The sequence below is a fragment of the Kitasatospora sp. NPDC008115 genome, assembly GCF_042957205.1.
Classification (GTDB): Bacteria; Actinomycetota; Actinomycetes; order Streptomycetales; family Streptomycetaceae; genus Kitasatospora.
This window is the reverse complement of record NZ_JBIBHU010000002.1, coordinates 97616-111760: the sequence shown is the minus strand read 5'-3', so window position 1 is coordinate 111760 and position 14145 is coordinate 97616. Positions and strand designations below refer to the sequence as shown.

Annotated in this window: 15 protein-coding genes and 1 pseudogene; 6 read left to right on the top strand and 10 right to left on the bottom strand. The window is 74.4% G+C overall.

Annotated features, from left to right (window positions below; genetic code table 11):
• Positions 1 to 195 precede the first annotated feature (195 nt).
• On the top strand, positions 196 to 846 hold the full coding sequence (locus tag ACFZBX_RS02835) for a ScbR family autoregulator-binding transcription factor (protein WP_391531137.1): 651 nt from the start codon (positions 196 to 198) through the stop codon (positions 844 to 846).
• 2 nt (positions 847 to 848) lie between these two features.
• On the opposite strand, the gene ACFZBX_RS02830 is transcribed toward ACFZBX_RS02835, so the two are convergent.
• A complete protein-coding gene (locus ACFZBX_RS02830; protein ID WP_391531135.1) occupies positions 849 to 2012 on the bottom strand; it encodes an MFS transporter in 1164 nt (387 codons plus the stop codon).
• Between the two features lie 173 nt (positions 2013 to 2185).
• On the opposite strand from ACFZBX_RS02830, the gene ACFZBX_RS02825 reads away from it, so the two are divergent.
• Both ACFZBX_RS02825 and ACFZBX_RS02820 read left to right on the top strand, forming a co-directional pair.
• Positions 2186 to 2518, top strand: coding sequence for an ArsR/SmtB family transcription factor (locus tag ACFZBX_RS02825; protein WP_391531133.1), 333 nt, complete (start codon positions 2186 to 2188; stop codon positions 2516 to 2518).
• A gap of 172 nt (positions 2519 to 2690) precedes the next feature.
• Complete coding sequence (locus tag ACFZBX_RS02820; RefSeq protein WP_391531131.1) at positions 2691 to 3548, top strand: class I SAM-dependent methyltransferase; 858 nt, start codon at positions 2691 to 2693, stop codon at positions 3546 to 3548.
• Between the two features lie 12 nt (positions 3549 to 3560).
• Here ACFZBX_RS02820 and ACFZBX_RS02815 read toward each other — a convergent pair whose 3' ends face one another.
• Complete coding sequence (locus tag ACFZBX_RS02815) at positions 3561 to 4190, bottom strand: TetR/AcrR family transcriptional regulator (protein ID WP_391531129.1); 630 nt, start codon at positions 4188 to 4190, stop codon at positions 3561 to 3563.
• Positions 4191 to 4371: 181 nt separating this feature from the next.
• Here ACFZBX_RS02815 and ACFZBX_RS02810 point away from each other — a divergent pair, with 181 nt between their 5' ends.
• Positions 4372 to 5130: an SDR family oxidoreductase gene (locus ACFZBX_RS02810; RefSeq protein ID WP_391531440.1), complete on the top strand. Its 759-nt coding sequence runs from the start codon at positions 4372 to 4374 to the stop codon at positions 5128 to 5130.
• 7 nt (positions 5131 to 5137) lie between these two features.
• On the opposite strand, the gene ACFZBX_RS02805 is transcribed toward ACFZBX_RS02810, so the two are convergent.
• The 3 genes from ACFZBX_RS02805 to ACFZBX_RS02795 all read right to left on the bottom strand — a co-directional run bounded on the left by ACFZBX_RS02805 (position 5138) and on the right by ACFZBX_RS02795 (position 7681).
• Positions 5138 to 6478 (bottom strand): alpha/beta hydrolase family protein, encoded by a 1341-nt coding sequence (locus ACFZBX_RS02805; protein WP_391531127.1) that lies wholly within the window; start codon positions 6476 to 6478, stop codon positions 5138 to 5140.
• Between the two features lie 343 nt (positions 6479 to 6821).
• Entirely contained in the window at positions 6822 to 7238 is a 417-nt protein-coding gene (locus ACFZBX_RS02800; protein WP_391531125.1) for a VOC family protein, read from the bottom strand.
• Positions 7239 to 7243: 5 nt separating this feature from the next.
• Positions 7244 to 7681 (bottom strand): helix-turn-helix domain-containing protein, encoded by a 438-nt coding sequence (locus ACFZBX_RS02795; RefSeq protein ID WP_391531124.1) that lies wholly within the window; start codon positions 7679 to 7681, stop codon positions 7244 to 7246.
• 61 nt (positions 7682 to 7742) lie between these two features.
• On the opposite strand from ACFZBX_RS02795, the gene ACFZBX_RS02790 reads away from it, so the two are divergent.
• The gene (locus tag ACFZBX_RS02790) at positions 7743 to 8249 is read left to right on the top strand and encodes a DUF2199 domain-containing protein (RefSeq protein WP_391531122.1); all 507 of its coding nucleotides are present in this window, start codon (positions 7743 to 7745) and stop codon (positions 8247 to 8249) included.
• Positions 8250 to 8286: 37 nt separating this feature from the next.
• Here the strand turns inward: ACFZBX_RS02790 and ACFZBX_RS02785 are convergent, their stop codons facing one another.
• A complete protein-coding gene (locus tag ACFZBX_RS02785; RefSeq protein WP_391531120.1) occupies positions 8287 to 9186 on the bottom strand; it encodes a Gfo/Idh/MocA family protein in 900 nt (299 codons plus the stop codon).
• Positions 9187 to 9334: 148 nt separating this feature from the next.
• Complete coding sequence (locus ACFZBX_RS02780; protein ID WP_391531439.1) at positions 9335 to 10012, bottom strand: DedA family protein; 678 nt, start codon at positions 10010 to 10012, stop codon at positions 9335 to 9337.
• Between the two features lie 487 nt (positions 10013 to 10499).
• On the opposite strand from ACFZBX_RS02780, the pseudogene ACFZBX_RS02775 reads away from it, so the two are divergent.
• Positions 10500 to 10667 (top strand): annotated as a pseudogene (locus ACFZBX_RS02775) (ATP-binding protein); the annotation flags it as partial.
• A 274-nt stretch (positions 10668 to 10941) separates the two neighbouring features.
• On the opposite strand, the gene ACFZBX_RS02770 reads toward ACFZBX_RS02775, so the two are convergent.
• The 3 genes from ACFZBX_RS02770 to ACFZBX_RS02760 form a co-directional block, all read right to left on the bottom strand.
• Positions 10942 to 12021: an arylcarboxylate reductase gene (locus tag ACFZBX_RS02770; protein ID WP_391531118.1), complete on the bottom strand. Its 1080-nt coding sequence runs from the start codon at positions 12019 to 12021 to the stop codon at positions 10942 to 10944.
• Positions 12018 to 12980, bottom strand: coding sequence for an ACP S-malonyltransferase (locus tag ACFZBX_RS02765; protein WP_391531117.1), 963 nt, complete (start codon positions 12978 to 12980; stop codon positions 12018 to 12020). Before ACFZBX_RS02765 ends, ACFZBX_RS02770 begins: the two co-directional genes overlap by 4 nt.
• Positions 12981 to 13224: 244 nt before the next feature.
• A complete protein-coding gene (locus ACFZBX_RS02760; RefSeq protein WP_391531115.1) occupies positions 13225 to 13605 on the bottom strand; it encodes a LuxR C-terminal-related transcriptional regulator in 381 nt (126 codons plus the stop codon).
• Positions 13606 to 14145 lie beyond the last annotated feature (540 nt).

Here is a 14145-nt window from a genome sequence, read left to right as displayed (position 1 = left end):
CCATGATTTCTCCCTCCCCCGCGGTCGCGGAGGCCCCGGCGGGACCGCTACATTGCGGTGCCCCCGCCGGTGCGACGTCTCAGGAACATACCTTCTGGAAGGTTTAGCGTCGAGTCCGGAGTTTCCCGCCATCATGTCCAAATCGACCTGCCCGCCGTCGAGTTGACCGACCCCGAGCCATCCCAGGAGCCGAGCATGCCCGAGCCCGACCAGGCCACCCCGTTCCGGGTGCGGCCCATCTCCACCCGTCGGGGCCCCGATCCCAAGCAGGACCGGGCGACCCGCACCAGGATGCTGGTGCTCACCGCGGCCGCCGAACTGTTCGCGGCGCGCGGCTTCCGCCACACCTCGGTGAAGGACGTGGCGGAGCGGGTGGAGATGACCAAGGGGGCGGTCTACTTCCACTTCCCGACCAAGGAGGCCCTGGCGGTGGCCGTGGTCGAGCAGCACTACGCGCGCTGGCCGGTGCTGCTGGCGAAGGTGACCGCCGAGGGGCACGGGCCGCTGGGGACGGCGGTGCACATGCTCGAAGGGGCGGCGATCGCCTTCCGGGACGACATCGTCGTCCAGGCGGGCGCCCGACTGCAGATCGAACGGCCGCAGATCGACGCCGAACTGCCGACGCCGTACGTGGACTGGACCCGGCTGCTGGCCACCCTGCTGGCGCGCGCCGAGGCGGCGGGCGAGCTGCACCCGGGGGTCTCCCCGCAGGCGGCGGCCCGGTCGCTGGTGGCCGCGTTCTTCGGCACCCAGCACATCTCGGACGTCCTGCACAACCGGGTGGACATCGTCGAACGCTGGGAGGAGACGGCCGAGTTGCTGTTCCGGTCGATCCGTGCCCGGTGAGCTCAGCGGGCAGCGGCGGCCCGCAGCGGCGCCGCGCCGCGCGTGGTGACCCAGGCCGTGGCCGCGGCCACCAGGGCGAGCCCGGTCGCCGCGAGCGGGAACCAGCGCCCGCCGAGCAGGGCTATCGCGGCGCTGCCGACCGCACCGCCGGCGGCCGTGCCGAGGTAGAGGGCGCTGCTGTTGAGCGAGATCAGCACCTGGGCGTTGGCCGGGTCCAGCGAGGCGAGCCGGTGCGGCAGGGCGACCGAGACCGCCCACCCGGCCAGCGGGGTGACCACCGCGTAGGCGAGCGCGCCGGGCATCGAGCGTCCCGCCCAGGGCAGCGCGGCGAACGCGGCCGCCGCCACCGTGCCGGCGACCAGCAGCACCCGCCGCACGCCGACCCGGTCCACCAGCCGCCCGCCCAGCCAGCTGCCCGCCACCGAGGCGACGCCCGAGACCAGCAGCACCAGGCTCAGCCGGTCGGCCCGGCCGCCGGTCGCCGGGGCGACCGCGGTGGCCAGGTAGATGTAGACGGACTGGAAGGCGAGGAAGAACACCAGGGTGGTCCAGGCGGCGCCGAGCACCCTCCGGTCGCGCAGCGGCGCCAGGCGGTCCCGCAGGCCGGGCGCGGCGGCGGGCACCGGCAGCTCGCGCAGCAGCAGCGCCAGACCGGCCAGGGCGGCCGCGCTCAGTACCGTGACCAGCCACATCGTCAGCCGCCAGTCGGTGCGCCCGACCCAGGTGCCGATCGGCACGCCGAGCGCGGTGGCGACCGTCATGCCGCCGAGCACCGTGGCGAGCGCCCGGCCGCGCCGTTCGGGGGCGACCAGGGTGGTGGCGACCGCGTTGGCGGTCGGGGTGTAGAGCGCGGCGCCGGCGGCGGCCACAACCCGGGTGGCCAGCAGCGTCCCGTACGAGGGGGCGAGCGCGCTGAGCGCGTTGGCGGCACCGAACACGGTGAGCGCGGTGAGCAGCAGGCGCCGGCGCGGCCAGCGCGCGGTGAGGGCGGCGAGCGGCGGGGCGAGCAGCGCGTAGCCGAGGGCGAAGACGGTCACCAGCTGGCCGACGGCGGTGACCGAGACCCCGAGGTCGGCGGCGACCGGGCCGAGGATGCCGGCCATGACCAGGGCGTCGGTGCCGACGGCGAAGGTGCCGAGGGCGAGCAGGAGCAGGCGGACGGGCACGTTGATCCCCCCGGGGAACAGGTGTTGTCGGACGCGGAATCGCGGAGCATCGAACGGTTGGACATCAGTCCAACTGTTCGACACTCGCCAAACAGTACGGATCGGTGGATGATTGTCAAACCGTCCCGTCCGCGCACCGCCCCGCGCGCCCGACCCCGAGGAGGCCGCCGGCCATGTCCGTAGACGAGCGGCTGCCCCAGCCCGCCCCCGCCGAGATCGACCTGGTCACCGTGCTGCACGCGCTCGGCGACCCGGTCCGGATGCGCCTGCTGACCAGCTACGCCGACGGCGCGGAGCACTCCTGCGACCCGCGCCACCTCGGCCTCGAACACCTGCACAAGTCGACCGTCTCGCACCACATGCGGGTGCTCCGCGAGGCGGGCGTGACCACCACCCGGGTCGCCGGGCGCAACCGGTTCGTCTCGCTGCGCCGCGCCGACCTCGACGCCCGCTTCCCCGGCCTGCTGGACGCCCTGCTCGCCGCCGCCCGGGCCGCGGCGCGCTGAGCGCACGGCCCCGCGGGACCCCACGGAGCCCCACGACACCCCGCGCGACCGCCCGTCCGGCCGCACCGGACCGGCGCCGTCGCGGTCCGCTCGATAGCGTGACCGGGACGGCAAGGGGCGGCGCGCCCGCACGGCGGCGGCGCCCGGATCAGCGGAAGGCCGGGCGGGTGCGATGGTCGAAGGCGTCGGCGGCGGGCTCGATCTCGGCAGGCTGCGGCGGGTCTACGGCAGCCCCGGCCACCGCCTCTTCTACACCCTGGTCTGCCGCCGCGCCCGGCACTGGGGCTGGACCGAGCCCGGCCAGTCCAAGTGGCGATGCTGGCGGGCGCAGCGCCAGCTGGAGGCCGTCCTCGGCCGCAAGCTCGCCCTGCCGCCGGGCTCGCGGGTCCTGGACGCCGGCTGCGGCTCGGGCGTCGTCGCCCGCCGGCTGGCCGCCCGCCTCGGGCTGCGGGTCACCGGCGTCGACCTGATGGACTTCCACGTCCGCGAGGCGCGCCGGCTGAGCACCCGGGCCGCCCTGGAGGACCGCACCACCTTCGCCTGGGGCGACTTCCACGACCTGGAGTACGCGGACGGCTCGTTCGACGGCGTCTACTCGATGGAGACGCTCTGCCACGCCTACGACCCGGCCCGCGCGCTGGCCGAGTTCCACCGGCTGCTGCGCCCGGGCGGGCGGCTGGTGCTGCTCGGCCCGGCCGCCGTGCCACGCGCGGAGATGCCCGAGCACCAGCGCTCACTGCTGGACCCGTACCTGGACGCGATGGTGCTGCCCGGCGCCCGGCACTACACCACCCGCACGCTCGGCCCCCTGGTCACCGGCGCCGGGTTCCGGCTGGAGGAGGAGCTGGACGCCACCCGCTACTACCTGCCGACCACCGAGGCGCTGTACGCGTACTTCCGGCTGCCGTACGCGGTGCTGCGGCGGTTCGGGGCGACCGACCGGTGGCTGGGGCTGCGCTCGACGGTGGAGATGTACGAGCTGCGCCACCACGTCGCGTGGATGGTGCACACCGCCGTCAAGGACGGCTGAGCGGCGCCGTGCTCAGCGCGCGACGCCCAGCATCCTCAGGACCAACTCGCCGTAGCGGCGCCCGAGTTCCTCGGGTGTCTCACTGCTGCGGTCGGTGTACCAGCGGGAGACGTCGATCCCCAGCGAGGTGACCGCGCGGGCGGCCGTGCGCACCTCGGCGACCTCGAAGGCCCCCGCCGTCAGGCCCGCCTCGATCAGCGCGATGACCTCGCGCTCGATGTCCAGCCGCAGCGCCGCGACGACGGCGTAGGCGTCCTGCGGGAGCGCGTGCAGTTCGTAGTTGACCACCCGGCCGACCGTCCGGGCCCGGGCGTGCCAGGCGGTGAACTCCTCGACCAGGCGCCGCATCCGCGTCACCGGGTCGCCCTCGCCGGCCGCCGCCGCGCGGACCAGTTCGAGCGTCGCGGCGTGCCCGGCCCGGCTGATCTCGGCGAGCAGGGCCGCCTTGGACGGGTAGTGGATGTACAGCGCGGCGGGGCTCATCCCGGCGCCGGTGGCGATGTCCCGGGTGGTGGTGGCGTGGAAGCCGCGCTCGGCGAAGGACTCCACGGCGGCCTGGAGCAGCCGGTACGCCGCCTCCGGGCGGGCGTCGGCGCCGCCGGGCAGGGTGGGCCACAGCTCGGCGATGGGCGTGCTGGTCATGGCGCCATCCTCGCAGATCGGCCGGCCGGGCAACCGTACGGGCGTTCGGCCCGGGAGGCGGCCGCGGGCTGTTGACAGGCTCCCGCACCGCCACCATGCTGAGCAAGCGCTTGGTCATCGCCGAGAGCCGGCGCCGATCCGGCCGCGCGCCCAAGGCCGCGCTCCACGCCGAAAGGACCCCCTGGTGAACTCCTTCAAGGGCCGGGTGGCCGTCGTCACCGGATCGAGCCGGGGCATCGGCCTCGGCATCGCCCGCGAGCTGATCGCCCGCGGGGCCAGGGTCTGCCTCACCGCCAGGACCGCGGAGCCGCTCGCCGAGGCGGTCCGCGACCTCGGCGGCCCGGAGGTCGCCATCGGCGTCGCCGGCCGCGCCGACGACCCGGCCCACCAGGAGGAGGCCGTCACCCGCACCCTGGAGGCCTTCGGCCGACTGGACCACCTGGTCAACAACACCGGCATCAACCCGGTCCACGGCCCGGTGCTGACCGTCGACGAGGCGGCAGCCGCCAAGATCCTCGCCGTCAACGTGCTCGCCCCGCTGGCCTGGACCCGCCGCGCGCACACCGCCTGGATGGGCGAGCACGGCGGCTCGGTGGTCAACGTCGCCTCGGTGGCCGGGATCCGCGCCTCCCCGGGGATCGGCATGTACGGGGTCTCCAAGGCCGCGCTGATCCGGCTCACCGCCGAACTCGCCGCCGAGCTGGGCCCCCTGGGCATCCGGGTCAACGCCGTCGCCCCCGCCGTGGTGAAGACCAGGTTCGCCGAGGCCCTGTACGAGGGCCGCGAGGAGCAGGTCGCCGCCGCCTACCCGCTGGGCCGGCTCGGCGTACCCGAGGACGTCGCGGGCGCCGTCGCCTTCCTGCTCTCCCCCGACGCGGCGTGGATCACCGGCCAGACCGTGGTGGTGGACGGCGGCGTGACCCTCGGCGGCGGGCTGTAGCGGCCCGTCAGCCCTCGAAGCGCATCTCCGGGAAGCGCGGCGAGGGACCGTCCAGCAGGTGGTCGTCGTGGCCGCGCAGCCAGCGGTCGAAGAAGGAGCCGACGTACGCACGGGTGGCGGCCACCGCCCGCTCCGGCCGGACGTCGCCGAGGCCGGCGCGCACCGCGTCCTCCGGAACCGCTCCCTGGCGGGCGAGTTGGGGCAGCAGCGCCGGCGCGTCGGTGTACGAGCCGTGCCGGGAGCCGAGCAGCGTGACGTCCGCCTTCCAGCCCCGGGTGTGGCGCCAGAACGCGGCCCAGCCGGGCTGGGCGGTGTACGGGCCGGAGTCCGCGCTCTCGGTGCCCATCAGCAGGAACGGGCGGTCCAGGCCGTCCTCGGCGACGGTGCCCAGGTGCACCCCGGTGCCGTCCGGACCGGGGAAGTGGAGCTGGCCGTCCAGGTTGACGCCGGCCTTGATCCGGGGGTCGTCGTGCATCGCCTGGGCGGCGGTGAACCCGCCGGCGGAGTGGCCGGCCATGCCGATCCGGTCCAGGTCCAGCGAGCCGGCCAGGGCCGCCGGGAGCCGGCCGTCGGTGCGCAGCGCCGCCAGCTCGTCCAGGACGAAGCGGGTGTCGGCGACCCGGACGGCCAGCGCCTTGCGCAGCAACGCGCCGATGTCCAGGCCGGGTTGGCCGACCAGGGCGGGGAACACCGAGGTGGCCAGCCGGCCGTCGGGGAAGGCCACCTCGGAGGCGTCGTAGGGGTGGTCGACGGTGACCACGACGTACCCGCGTGAGGCGAGGTCCTCGACCAGGCCGGTCCCCCAGGTGCGGGGGTCGCCGAGCCCTGCCGACCAGAGCACCACCGGGCGCGGTCCGGCGCCGAGCAGTGGCGGGGCGTCCGGGCGGGCGTGGGTGCGCACCCAGGTCCAGTCGGTGCGGTCGGCGGTCGCGCCGTAGTTGACGACGGCGGCGCCGTCCGGTCCGCCGAAGTGCCGGCCGGCGCGCGGCAGCATGTAGGGCGCGCGGTCCTTGCCCTGCGCCGGCCGGGTGGCCGGGTACCAGAGGCTGATCATCAGTTCGCGGGCCCGCCCGGGCCGCCAGGGGTCCTCACGACCGGGGTCGGTCAGGCGCAGCGCGGTGGTGCCGACCGGGTAGGGGCCGGTGGGCTGCGGCAGCGCGGCCCGGGCCTGGCGCTCGCTGACGGCCGGCGCCGCGGAGGCGGTGGCGGGCACGGCCGCCGTCCCGGCCGTGACCAGCACCGTGGTGGCCGCCAGGGCGACGGCGACGCCCCTGGGCAGACCCCGCAGGCCCCGCGTCTCCTGTCCCCGGCTCTGTCCCCGGCACTGCCCCCGGCCCCGTTCGCGCATGGTCCCCGTCTCCCCGTCTCCCGCGTGCCGGCCCGCCGCCCGTCGCGGCCGGCCCGTACGGCGAAGGTACGGGCCGGGCCGGTGCGCGGGCGTCATACCGCGGAGCCAACCCGCCGGGTGCTACCGGGGTATGACCCGGCAGGCGGCATCCCCCCGGAGTGCCAGGCGGGTGCTCGGCGGTGGCGGCGCAGCGGTGGCGGCGCAGCTCCCGACCGGCCCGCGGGCGGGGTGTCCTGGCCGACCACGACCGACCACAGCCGGCCGCGGCCGGGCGCGAACGACGGCGGCCACCGGCGATCGGAGGTGATCACCGGTGGCCGCGGTCGTCCGTGGCGGGCGGGCGCTACTTGGCCAGGCGCTGGGTGAAGCGCAGCATGTTGCCCGCCGGGTCCCGGAAGGCGCAGTCGCGCACGCCGTACGGCTGGTCGATCGGCTCCTGGAGCACCTCGCCGCCGGCGGCGCGGATCCGCTCGAAGGTCGCGTCGCAGTCCTCGGTGGCGAAGATGACCGCCCGCAGCAAGCCCTTCGCCAGCAGCTCCGCCATCGCCTGCCGGTCGGCCGGCGAGGCGTTCGGGTCCGCCAGCGGGGGCTCCAGCACGATGTCCACGTCCGGCTGCGAGGGGGCGCCGACCGTCACCCAGCGCATGTTCTCGAAGCCCACGTCGTTGCGCACCTCCAGGCCGAGGACGTCGCGGTAGAAGGCGAGCGCCTTGTCGTGGTCGTCGACGGCGATGAAGCACTGTGAAAGCTTGATGTCCATGGGGCTCACGCTACGGGTGGGACGGGCGTTCCGCTTCTCCGTTCCTGACCGGTGTTCCTGACCGGCCGGGTGTAGAGCTTCGCGTAGCACGCGGGGATCGCCGCGCCGTCCTCGTGGCCGCGCGCCCGGTAGGCGCTCGGGCTCTCCCCCACCAGCTCGGTGAACCGCGAGCTGAACGAGCCCAGCGAGGTGCAGCCCACCGCGAAGCACACCTCGGTGACCGACAGGTCCCCGCGCCGCAGCAGCGCCTTGGCCCGCTCGATCCGCCGGGTCATCAGGTAGCTGTACGGCGTCTCCCCGAAGGCCGCCCGGAAGCTGCGCGAGAAGTGCCCGGGCGACATCAGCGCCACCCTCGCCAGCGCCGGTACGTCCAGCGGCCGCGCGTAGTCGCGGTCCATCGCATCGCGGGCCCGGCGCAGCCGGACCAGGTCGTCCAGGTTCACCCCTCCACCCTCGCACGGGGCGCCGGCGCCGGCCCCATCCGGCTCCCCTATGCTCTGCGCCATGCCAATCGAACACACTTACGACTGTGCCTGCTGCGACGGGCGGCACGACGGCCCGCCGCGCTCCTACGGCGCCCCGGCCCCGGTGAACTGGGAACCGCGCTTCGCCCGGCGCAGGGACAGCGAGCTCACCTCCGACCAGTGCGTGATCAAGGGCAGCCACTTCTACGTCCACGGCCTGGTCGAGATCCCGGTGCTGGACGGCGGCGACCCCTTCTCCTGGGGCGTCTGGGTGTCGCTGAGCGAGGCCGACTTCGCCCGGATGCACGACCTGTGGGAGGACCCGGCGCGGGAGCAGGAGCCGCCGTACTTCGGCTGGCTGACGACCGAACTGCCCGTCTACCCGGAGTCGACGCTGCTGCTCAAGACGCATGTCCGCACCCGGGCGGTGGGCCTGCGTCCGCTGATCGAACTGGAGCCGACCGGCCACCCGCTCGCCGTCGAGCAGCGCGAGGGCATCACCGAGGACCGGGTCCGGGAGTTCGCGGAGCTGCTGCTACGCGGCTGAACCCCCAGCCCGGTCGTCCGGTCCGATCCGGTCGGGCTCAGAGCCCGACGGTGGTGCCGGTGGCCAGCGAGCGCTCGGCGGCGGCCAGGATCTCCACGGTGCGCAGGCCGAAGGCGGCCGAGCACGGGTGCGGCTCGCCGGTGCGGGCGGCGGTCGCCAGCGCGTCCAGGGCGCGGTGGTAGGCCGCGACCGGCCCCTCGCCGCGCGCGGGGAGTTGGACGGTGCCGGACTCGCCGCGCAACTCCATCCCGGTGCCGCCGCCGGCCACCGGGGTGGTCAGGCTCAGCGCGAGGGTGCTGGAGGCGCCGCCTGCGTGGCGCAGCACGAGGTGGACGGTGTCCAGCGGGCCGGCCACCGCGGTGACGGAGGTGGCGTCGCCGATGACCGGCAGCAGCACGGAGAGCGCGTGCGGGCCGACGTCCCACAGCGCGCCCTTCTCCTCCCGCCACGGCGAGGCGGCGTACGGACTGGTGGAGTCGGGGGCGAACACCGAGCCGAACCAGTCCGAGCGGCCGGAGAACCAGCCGCCGACGGCCGCCTGCTCCTCGATCCAGGGCAGCTGGTCGCCGCCGAAGCGGACGGTGAAGAAGACCACCGAGGCGACCCGGTTGGCCTCGGCCGCCTCGACCACCCGGCGGGCGTCGGGGACGGTGAGCGCCACGGGCTTGTCGAGCAGCAGGTGGCAGCCGGCCTCGGCGGCGCGCACCGCGAGGCCGGGCTGCACGGTCGGGGGCAGCGCGATGGAGACGGCGTCGACCTCGGCGAGCAGCCGGTCGAGGTCGGCGTGGCCGGGGACGCCGTAGCGCCCGCCGAGCGCGGCGGCCGCCTCGGGGCGGCGGCCCCAGACGCCCGCGAACTCGACGCCGGGGTGCTCCGCCAGGACGGGCGCGTGCACCCGCTCCGCCCAGGGGCCGGTGCCCAGGAGTCCGATCCGCATGCTGTACCCACTTCTTCGTCGTTCTCGGTGCTGTTCCACGCGAACGCCGCTGCCGGAAGGTGTCCGGACAGCGGCGGGCGTGACGGTCCGGGCGGGCCCGGGAGGTCCGGGCGGCCCGGGGGGGTGGACCCGGGAGGGTCCGGGCCGGTCAGTCCGCGGCGGGCGCGGTGACCGTCGGGGCGGCGGCGTCCTGCGCGGCGGCGGCGTCCTCGGCCTCGTGGGCCTTGGCGGCCTTGGCCGCCCGGCGCTTCATCAGCCACGCCGAGAGGGCGCCGCCGGCCGCGGCGACCAGCAGGCCGATCCAGGAGAACTTCGACAGCCACTGCTCGGCGACCTTGCCGACCTGGTAGACCAGCAGGGTGGTGCCGCCGGCCCAGACGATGCCGCCGAGGACGTTGGCGATCAGGAACTTCCAGTACGGCATCTTCAGCGCGCCGGCCAGCGGCCCGGCGAAGATGCGCAGCAGGGCGATGAAGCGGCCGAAGAAGACCGCCCACATGCCCCACTTCTGGAAGGAGCGCTCGGCGGTGGCCAGGTGGCCGGGGCCGAAGTGCTTGGGGAACCGCCGCCCGAGCTTCTCGAACAGCGGCTTGCCGCCCTTGCGGCCGATCGAGTAGCCGACCGAGTCACCGATGATCGCGCCGAGGATCGCGCAGACCGCCACCCAGACCGGGCTGACCACGCCGCGCGCGGACAGCAGGGCGGCGGAGACCAGGGCGATCTCGCCGGGAAGCGGAATCCCCAGCGACTCCAGTCCGATGATCAGACCCACCAGGGCGTAGACCGCGCCCGGTGGTACGCCTTCGATCCAGGCGTCGATGTGCAGCAAGGCCAGTACCTCCGTGGCAGGACGGGGCCCGCGGCGTCCGGGGGCCGGTCAGGTCCCCGCGGCCCGCACGCCGGTCCCGACGTCGTCCGATGGCGGCACCAGGCCGCTCCCCGAGAGGGCAGCCTAACGTGCCGGGCGGCCCGTCCCCCTGGCCGATCACCGCTGGTTACGACGTACGGAGCCGCTGCCCGGTTCCTGCCCGCACCGCTGCCCTGGTCCGCCCGGCGGTCCGCGAAGCGCAGCGCGATCACCGACGGGCGCCCCTTGACCCGCGCCGCCGCCGGGAGCAGGGCGCGCAGGAGCCCGCGGCCGCCCTCGGGGCAGACCTCGCGGACCCGGTGACGCCCGGGTGGGCGGTGGTCAGCCTGGCCCGCTCGTCCGCGTCCATCCCGAACGGCATCGGCGGCGCCTGGTAGTGGCGGTCGCGCAGCCTGCCCCGCACCGACCGGGCGCTGAACCAGCGCGGCACCGTGTCCGGGACGAAGTCCCGTCGGACCCGAAGGGCGAGTGGTCCGCGCTCGCCGACGCCCTCGGCGGCCAGACCATCACGCTCGGCCCCGGCCTGCCCGGAAAGCTCAACCCGCTGGACGCACCCGCCCGACCGGACGGCGTCGGCGAGGAGGGCTGGACGAGCGAGGTCCGCAAGCGGCGCTGCTGCCGGCGAGCCTCGCGGCCACCGTGCTCAAGAGCGATCCTTCCGGCCAGACGGTAGGGACCGTCCAGGACAGTTTTCGTCCTAGATGAGCGGCCGCCGAACGAACGCGCATCCGAGACTGATGCCGACCAGAAGAGTCGGCCAGAGGTCAGCAGGACGCCCCGGTGACGGCGGCCATGGCCACCATCGGCCTCGTCCGCGGCACGGGCGGCATTCTTCAGGCGGTGCGGGCACCCCGGGAGCCGGTGGCCGAGGTGCCCGCACGACGGTTTCAGTAGAGGCCCTCGGGGGACGAGCTGGTGGTCTGGAGGGGGCGGACGTTGGCGACGGCGTCGGTGGGCCAGTGGTCGGTCGGGTGACGGAGGGCTTGGTCGCGTTCCAGGATGTTGGGGAGGAAGAGATCCTCGTGGAGGACGGTGAGCCGTACCCGGCCGACCGTGCCGGGGGCGACCGGGGTCGAGGGGTCGCCCTTGTCGACCACCGTCATGGTGACCTGCGGGTAGTTCGGGACGTAGCTGATCAGCTCGCCGTCGCGCTCGATGTCCAGGCAGGCGGCGTTGCCGAAGGTGTTGCCGTAGGTCAGTCCGCAGATCCCGCCGTGCAGGGCCGTGGTGAAGGTCCGGTACATGTCGGCGCTGATCTGGGTGCCGCTCAGGCGTACGCCGTCGAGGGCGGCGACCAGTTCGGGCCGGTGCTGGCGGAGGGCCTGGAAGAGGGCCGGGGTGGTGTTGAGGTAGTGGACCCGGCCCTGCTTGAGGACGTCGGTGATCTGCTCCAGCAAGTGGGTGGTGTAGTCGCTGACCTCGGCCAGGCGCCCCGCCCGGATGAGGCGCTTCACCCACCGGGGGTCCATGTCCACGGCGTACACCTGGCCGGCGTGGAGTTCGGAGACCTCCCAGACGCCGTTCCCGATCAGGTGCGGTCCGGTGGGGGTGGCCTGCAGCCAGGTGCGGCCGGGTGCGAAGCCTTCCCTGACGAAGGACCAGCGGCGCCAGAGCGCCCGGTGCAGCAGCATGTCGGGGGTGTAGAACGCCCGGCACGGGGTGCCGGTGGTGCCTCCGCTGTCCCAGACCCGCCCGGCGAGCGGCCTGGGCACCGCCAGCGGGACGAGGTCCGCGGGCTCCTCCGTGCGCAGCCGGTCGAGCGGGAACGGGCCGAAGGCTCCGAGCTGGTCGTAGCGGGTGATGTCGCGGGGGTCGAAGTCCAGCCGGGGGGCTTGCCCGAGCCAGTAGGGGCTTCCGGACACCGGGTCGAAGTGCCGTCGGACCACGGTGCGGGTCCACTCGTCGAGGTCGGTGTCCAGCCATCGCGCGATCTGGGCGTCCGGGTCGGCGCGGGTGGCGGCGGTCACGACAGGGCCGGGGCGCCGGAGAGGTCGATGCCGAGGTCGTAGGCGGTGGTCAGGGCCTGCTCGATGTGCTCGGGCCGCTCGATGTGCACCACCGGGAAGGGGAACGCGAGGATGCCCTCGGGGATCGAGGGGCCCATCACCAGTCCGAGCCGGACGCCCTGCTCCTTCATCCCGGTGTAGACGTCGACCAGGCTGATCGGGTCCGTGGAGTTGCGCTGGAAGAGGTCCCTGACGTCGGCCGCGGTGCGCAGGACCTTGGACTCCAGGCAGGACAGCAGGGGGATTTCGGGGGCGGTGAAGGGGATCGCGTCGATGCGCGGGGACATGAAGTCGCGGTAGGGCCGGCGCAGCGGGGTGTGGACGGCGATGGTGCGTCCGGGGAGCGGTACGACCGTTCCCGGCGGGGCCTCGGCGGCGAGCGCGCCGAGTGCTTCGGCGTGGCCGGCGAGCATCATGATGCGCTGGGTGCCGTCGGCCGTGGGGCCGAAGTCGCCCGCCAGGTAGACGCCGGGGACGCCCTCGCCGGGGTGGGAGGGGGCGCCTTCGGCGAGGGAGCCGAAGGCGATGGCTATCCCCTGCTGCGGGTCACCGGCAGGCGGCTCCGGGGTGTCGCGGGAGCCGGCCAGCATCTCGAACAGTTCCCGTCGCCCCAGCGATCCGGCGAGGCAGCTGGCGGTCATCGCGCCGAGGCTGAGGCCGCCGATGGCCCCGGGTCGCAGGTTGAACGAGGCGAGCACGTCGTGCACGCCGATCGCGAGGGCGGCTTCGCGGACCGTGCCGACGCTCTGGCGCTCCTCCTGGGCGGTCGGGAGGTCCTCCTCCAGGATCTCTCCGACCGTCAGCCCGGTCCACGCGGAGACTTGTTCGTACCAGCGCTGCACGACCTCGTAGGTCCGGTAGAGCTCCAGGCCGTGCGGCTCGGTCCCGACGCCGCCGCCGAACAGGTACCCCAGACTCATGACAGCTCCTGTGAATTGGTGTGAAAGGAGGGGGCGGTGGTGCGGCCCGTGCGAGTGCAGCAGAAGCGCGCCCGACAGCACCATGTCACAGAATCAGCCGTTCGACCGTACGCTCGGGAACCCGTCTCGTGGCGCGATATCGAGACGCTATCCGGCTCTGGGAGAATATCCGAGAGAATACCGACAGAATGCGCCTCCCGCCGTCGGGGAGGATTTCCCCTCGGATCACCCTCCGGGGGGGGCATCAGGGAACAGTTCGTCTCAATCCCTTCTCGGGCTCAAGGAATTCCGGGAGAACGCGGGGTGGCCATGCCCCGACGCTCAGCACACCGAGGGAGTGCGCCCGGGAGACCAGGGCGGACCGGTTGGCGGCCTGGAAGCGGCGCATCATCAGCCCGATGCGGTACTCGATGCCCTGCCGGCTCAGATAGAGCGAGGCCGCCAGCCGTGCGGTCGAGGTTCCGACCGCGACGCCTTCCAGGATGCGGACGTCCACGGCGGTCAGCCACCGGACGCCGGCGCCGTCGGCAGGGCCCCCGTCCGCCGGACGGGCGTCGTCGGCGGGCTCGGACCGCGCCGGCCGCTGCGCGGGCTTGATCTCCTCGGAGGTCGCTGACGGTGTCATTCCTCGGCCCCCCGCTTCCCCGTCGTCCGTGGTCCCGGATTCGCAGCGCGCCGGCGTCGTGGTCGCGGAGCAGCGACGAGCGCGCCCAGGCCGTGCCCGAAGGGGGTCGGGGGGAGGTCGTCCCGGTGGCGCAGCGCTTCGGACGCTTCGCCGGCCGGGCCGCACCGTGCGGCGGACACCGGGAGGTCGGGAATCGCCGGGCCCCCGGCGTGCGGAATGCGGACCGGTCGGCGCGTGGCCGTCGACGAGGGACGTGAGCGACGGCACCACCGGTCGCTGCCCATGGAGCGGGAGGTCATGTCGGCCTTTCATTCCTTTCGAGAAATCCGCGCGGTGCCGGCGGGCGCGGTGTGGTGACCACGTGGGGCATCCTCGGCACCGGTGGACCGGCTGGTACTTGCCAATACGGGGAGCTTCGATCGACGGCGATCGGCGGGTCACGGGCACGGCATATGACAGCCTGCCATGCCCCTCGGAATGTCAGCAAGTACGCATCGGGCGTATCCGGCCGCTCGGCCGCGGGTTCAATTTCGGCCGTTT

Excerpts from the sequence above, each read along its gene's own strand:
- ACFZBX_RS02835 (WP_391531137.1), top strand. The coding sequence starts at position 196 with ATGCCCGAGCCCGACCAGGCCACCCCGTTCCGGGTGCGGCCCATCTCC.
- ACFZBX_RS02825 (WP_391531133.1), top strand. The coding sequence starts at position 2,186 with ATGTCCGTAGACGAGCGGCTGCCCCAGCCCGCCCCCGCCGAGATCGAC.
- ACFZBX_RS02820 (WP_391531131.1), top strand. The coding sequence starts at position 2,691 with ATGGTCGAAGGCGTCGGCGGCGGGCTCGATCTCGGCAGGCTGCGGCGG.
- ACFZBX_RS02815 (WP_391531129.1), bottom strand. The coding sequence starts at position 4,190 with ATGACCAGCACGCCCATCGCCGAGCTGTGGCCCACCCTGCCCGGCGGC.
- ACFZBX_RS02805 (WP_391531127.1), bottom strand. The coding sequence starts at position 6,478 with ATGCGCGAACGGGGCCGGGGGCAGTGCCGGGGACAGAGCCGGGGACAG.
- ACFZBX_RS02800 (WP_391531125.1), bottom strand. The coding sequence starts at position 7,238 with ATGGACATCAAGCTTTCACAGTGCTTCATCGCCGTCGACGACCACGAC.
- ACFZBX_RS02790 (WP_391531122.1), top strand. The coding sequence starts at position 7,743 with ATGCCAATCGAACACACTTACGACTGTGCCTGCTGCGACGGGCGGCAC.
- ACFZBX_RS02785 (WP_391531120.1), bottom strand. The coding sequence starts at position 9,186 with ATGCGGATCGGACTCCTGGGCACCGGCCCCTGGGCGGAGCGGGTGCAC.
- ACFZBX_RS02765 (WP_391531117.1), bottom strand. The coding sequence starts at position 12,980 with ATGAGTCTGGGGTACCTGTTCGGCGGCGGCGTCGGGACCGAGCCGCAC.
- ACFZBX_RS02760 (WP_391531115.1), bottom strand. The coding sequence starts at position 13,605 with ATGACACCGTCAGCGACCTCCGAGGAGATCAAGCCCGCGCAGCGGCCG.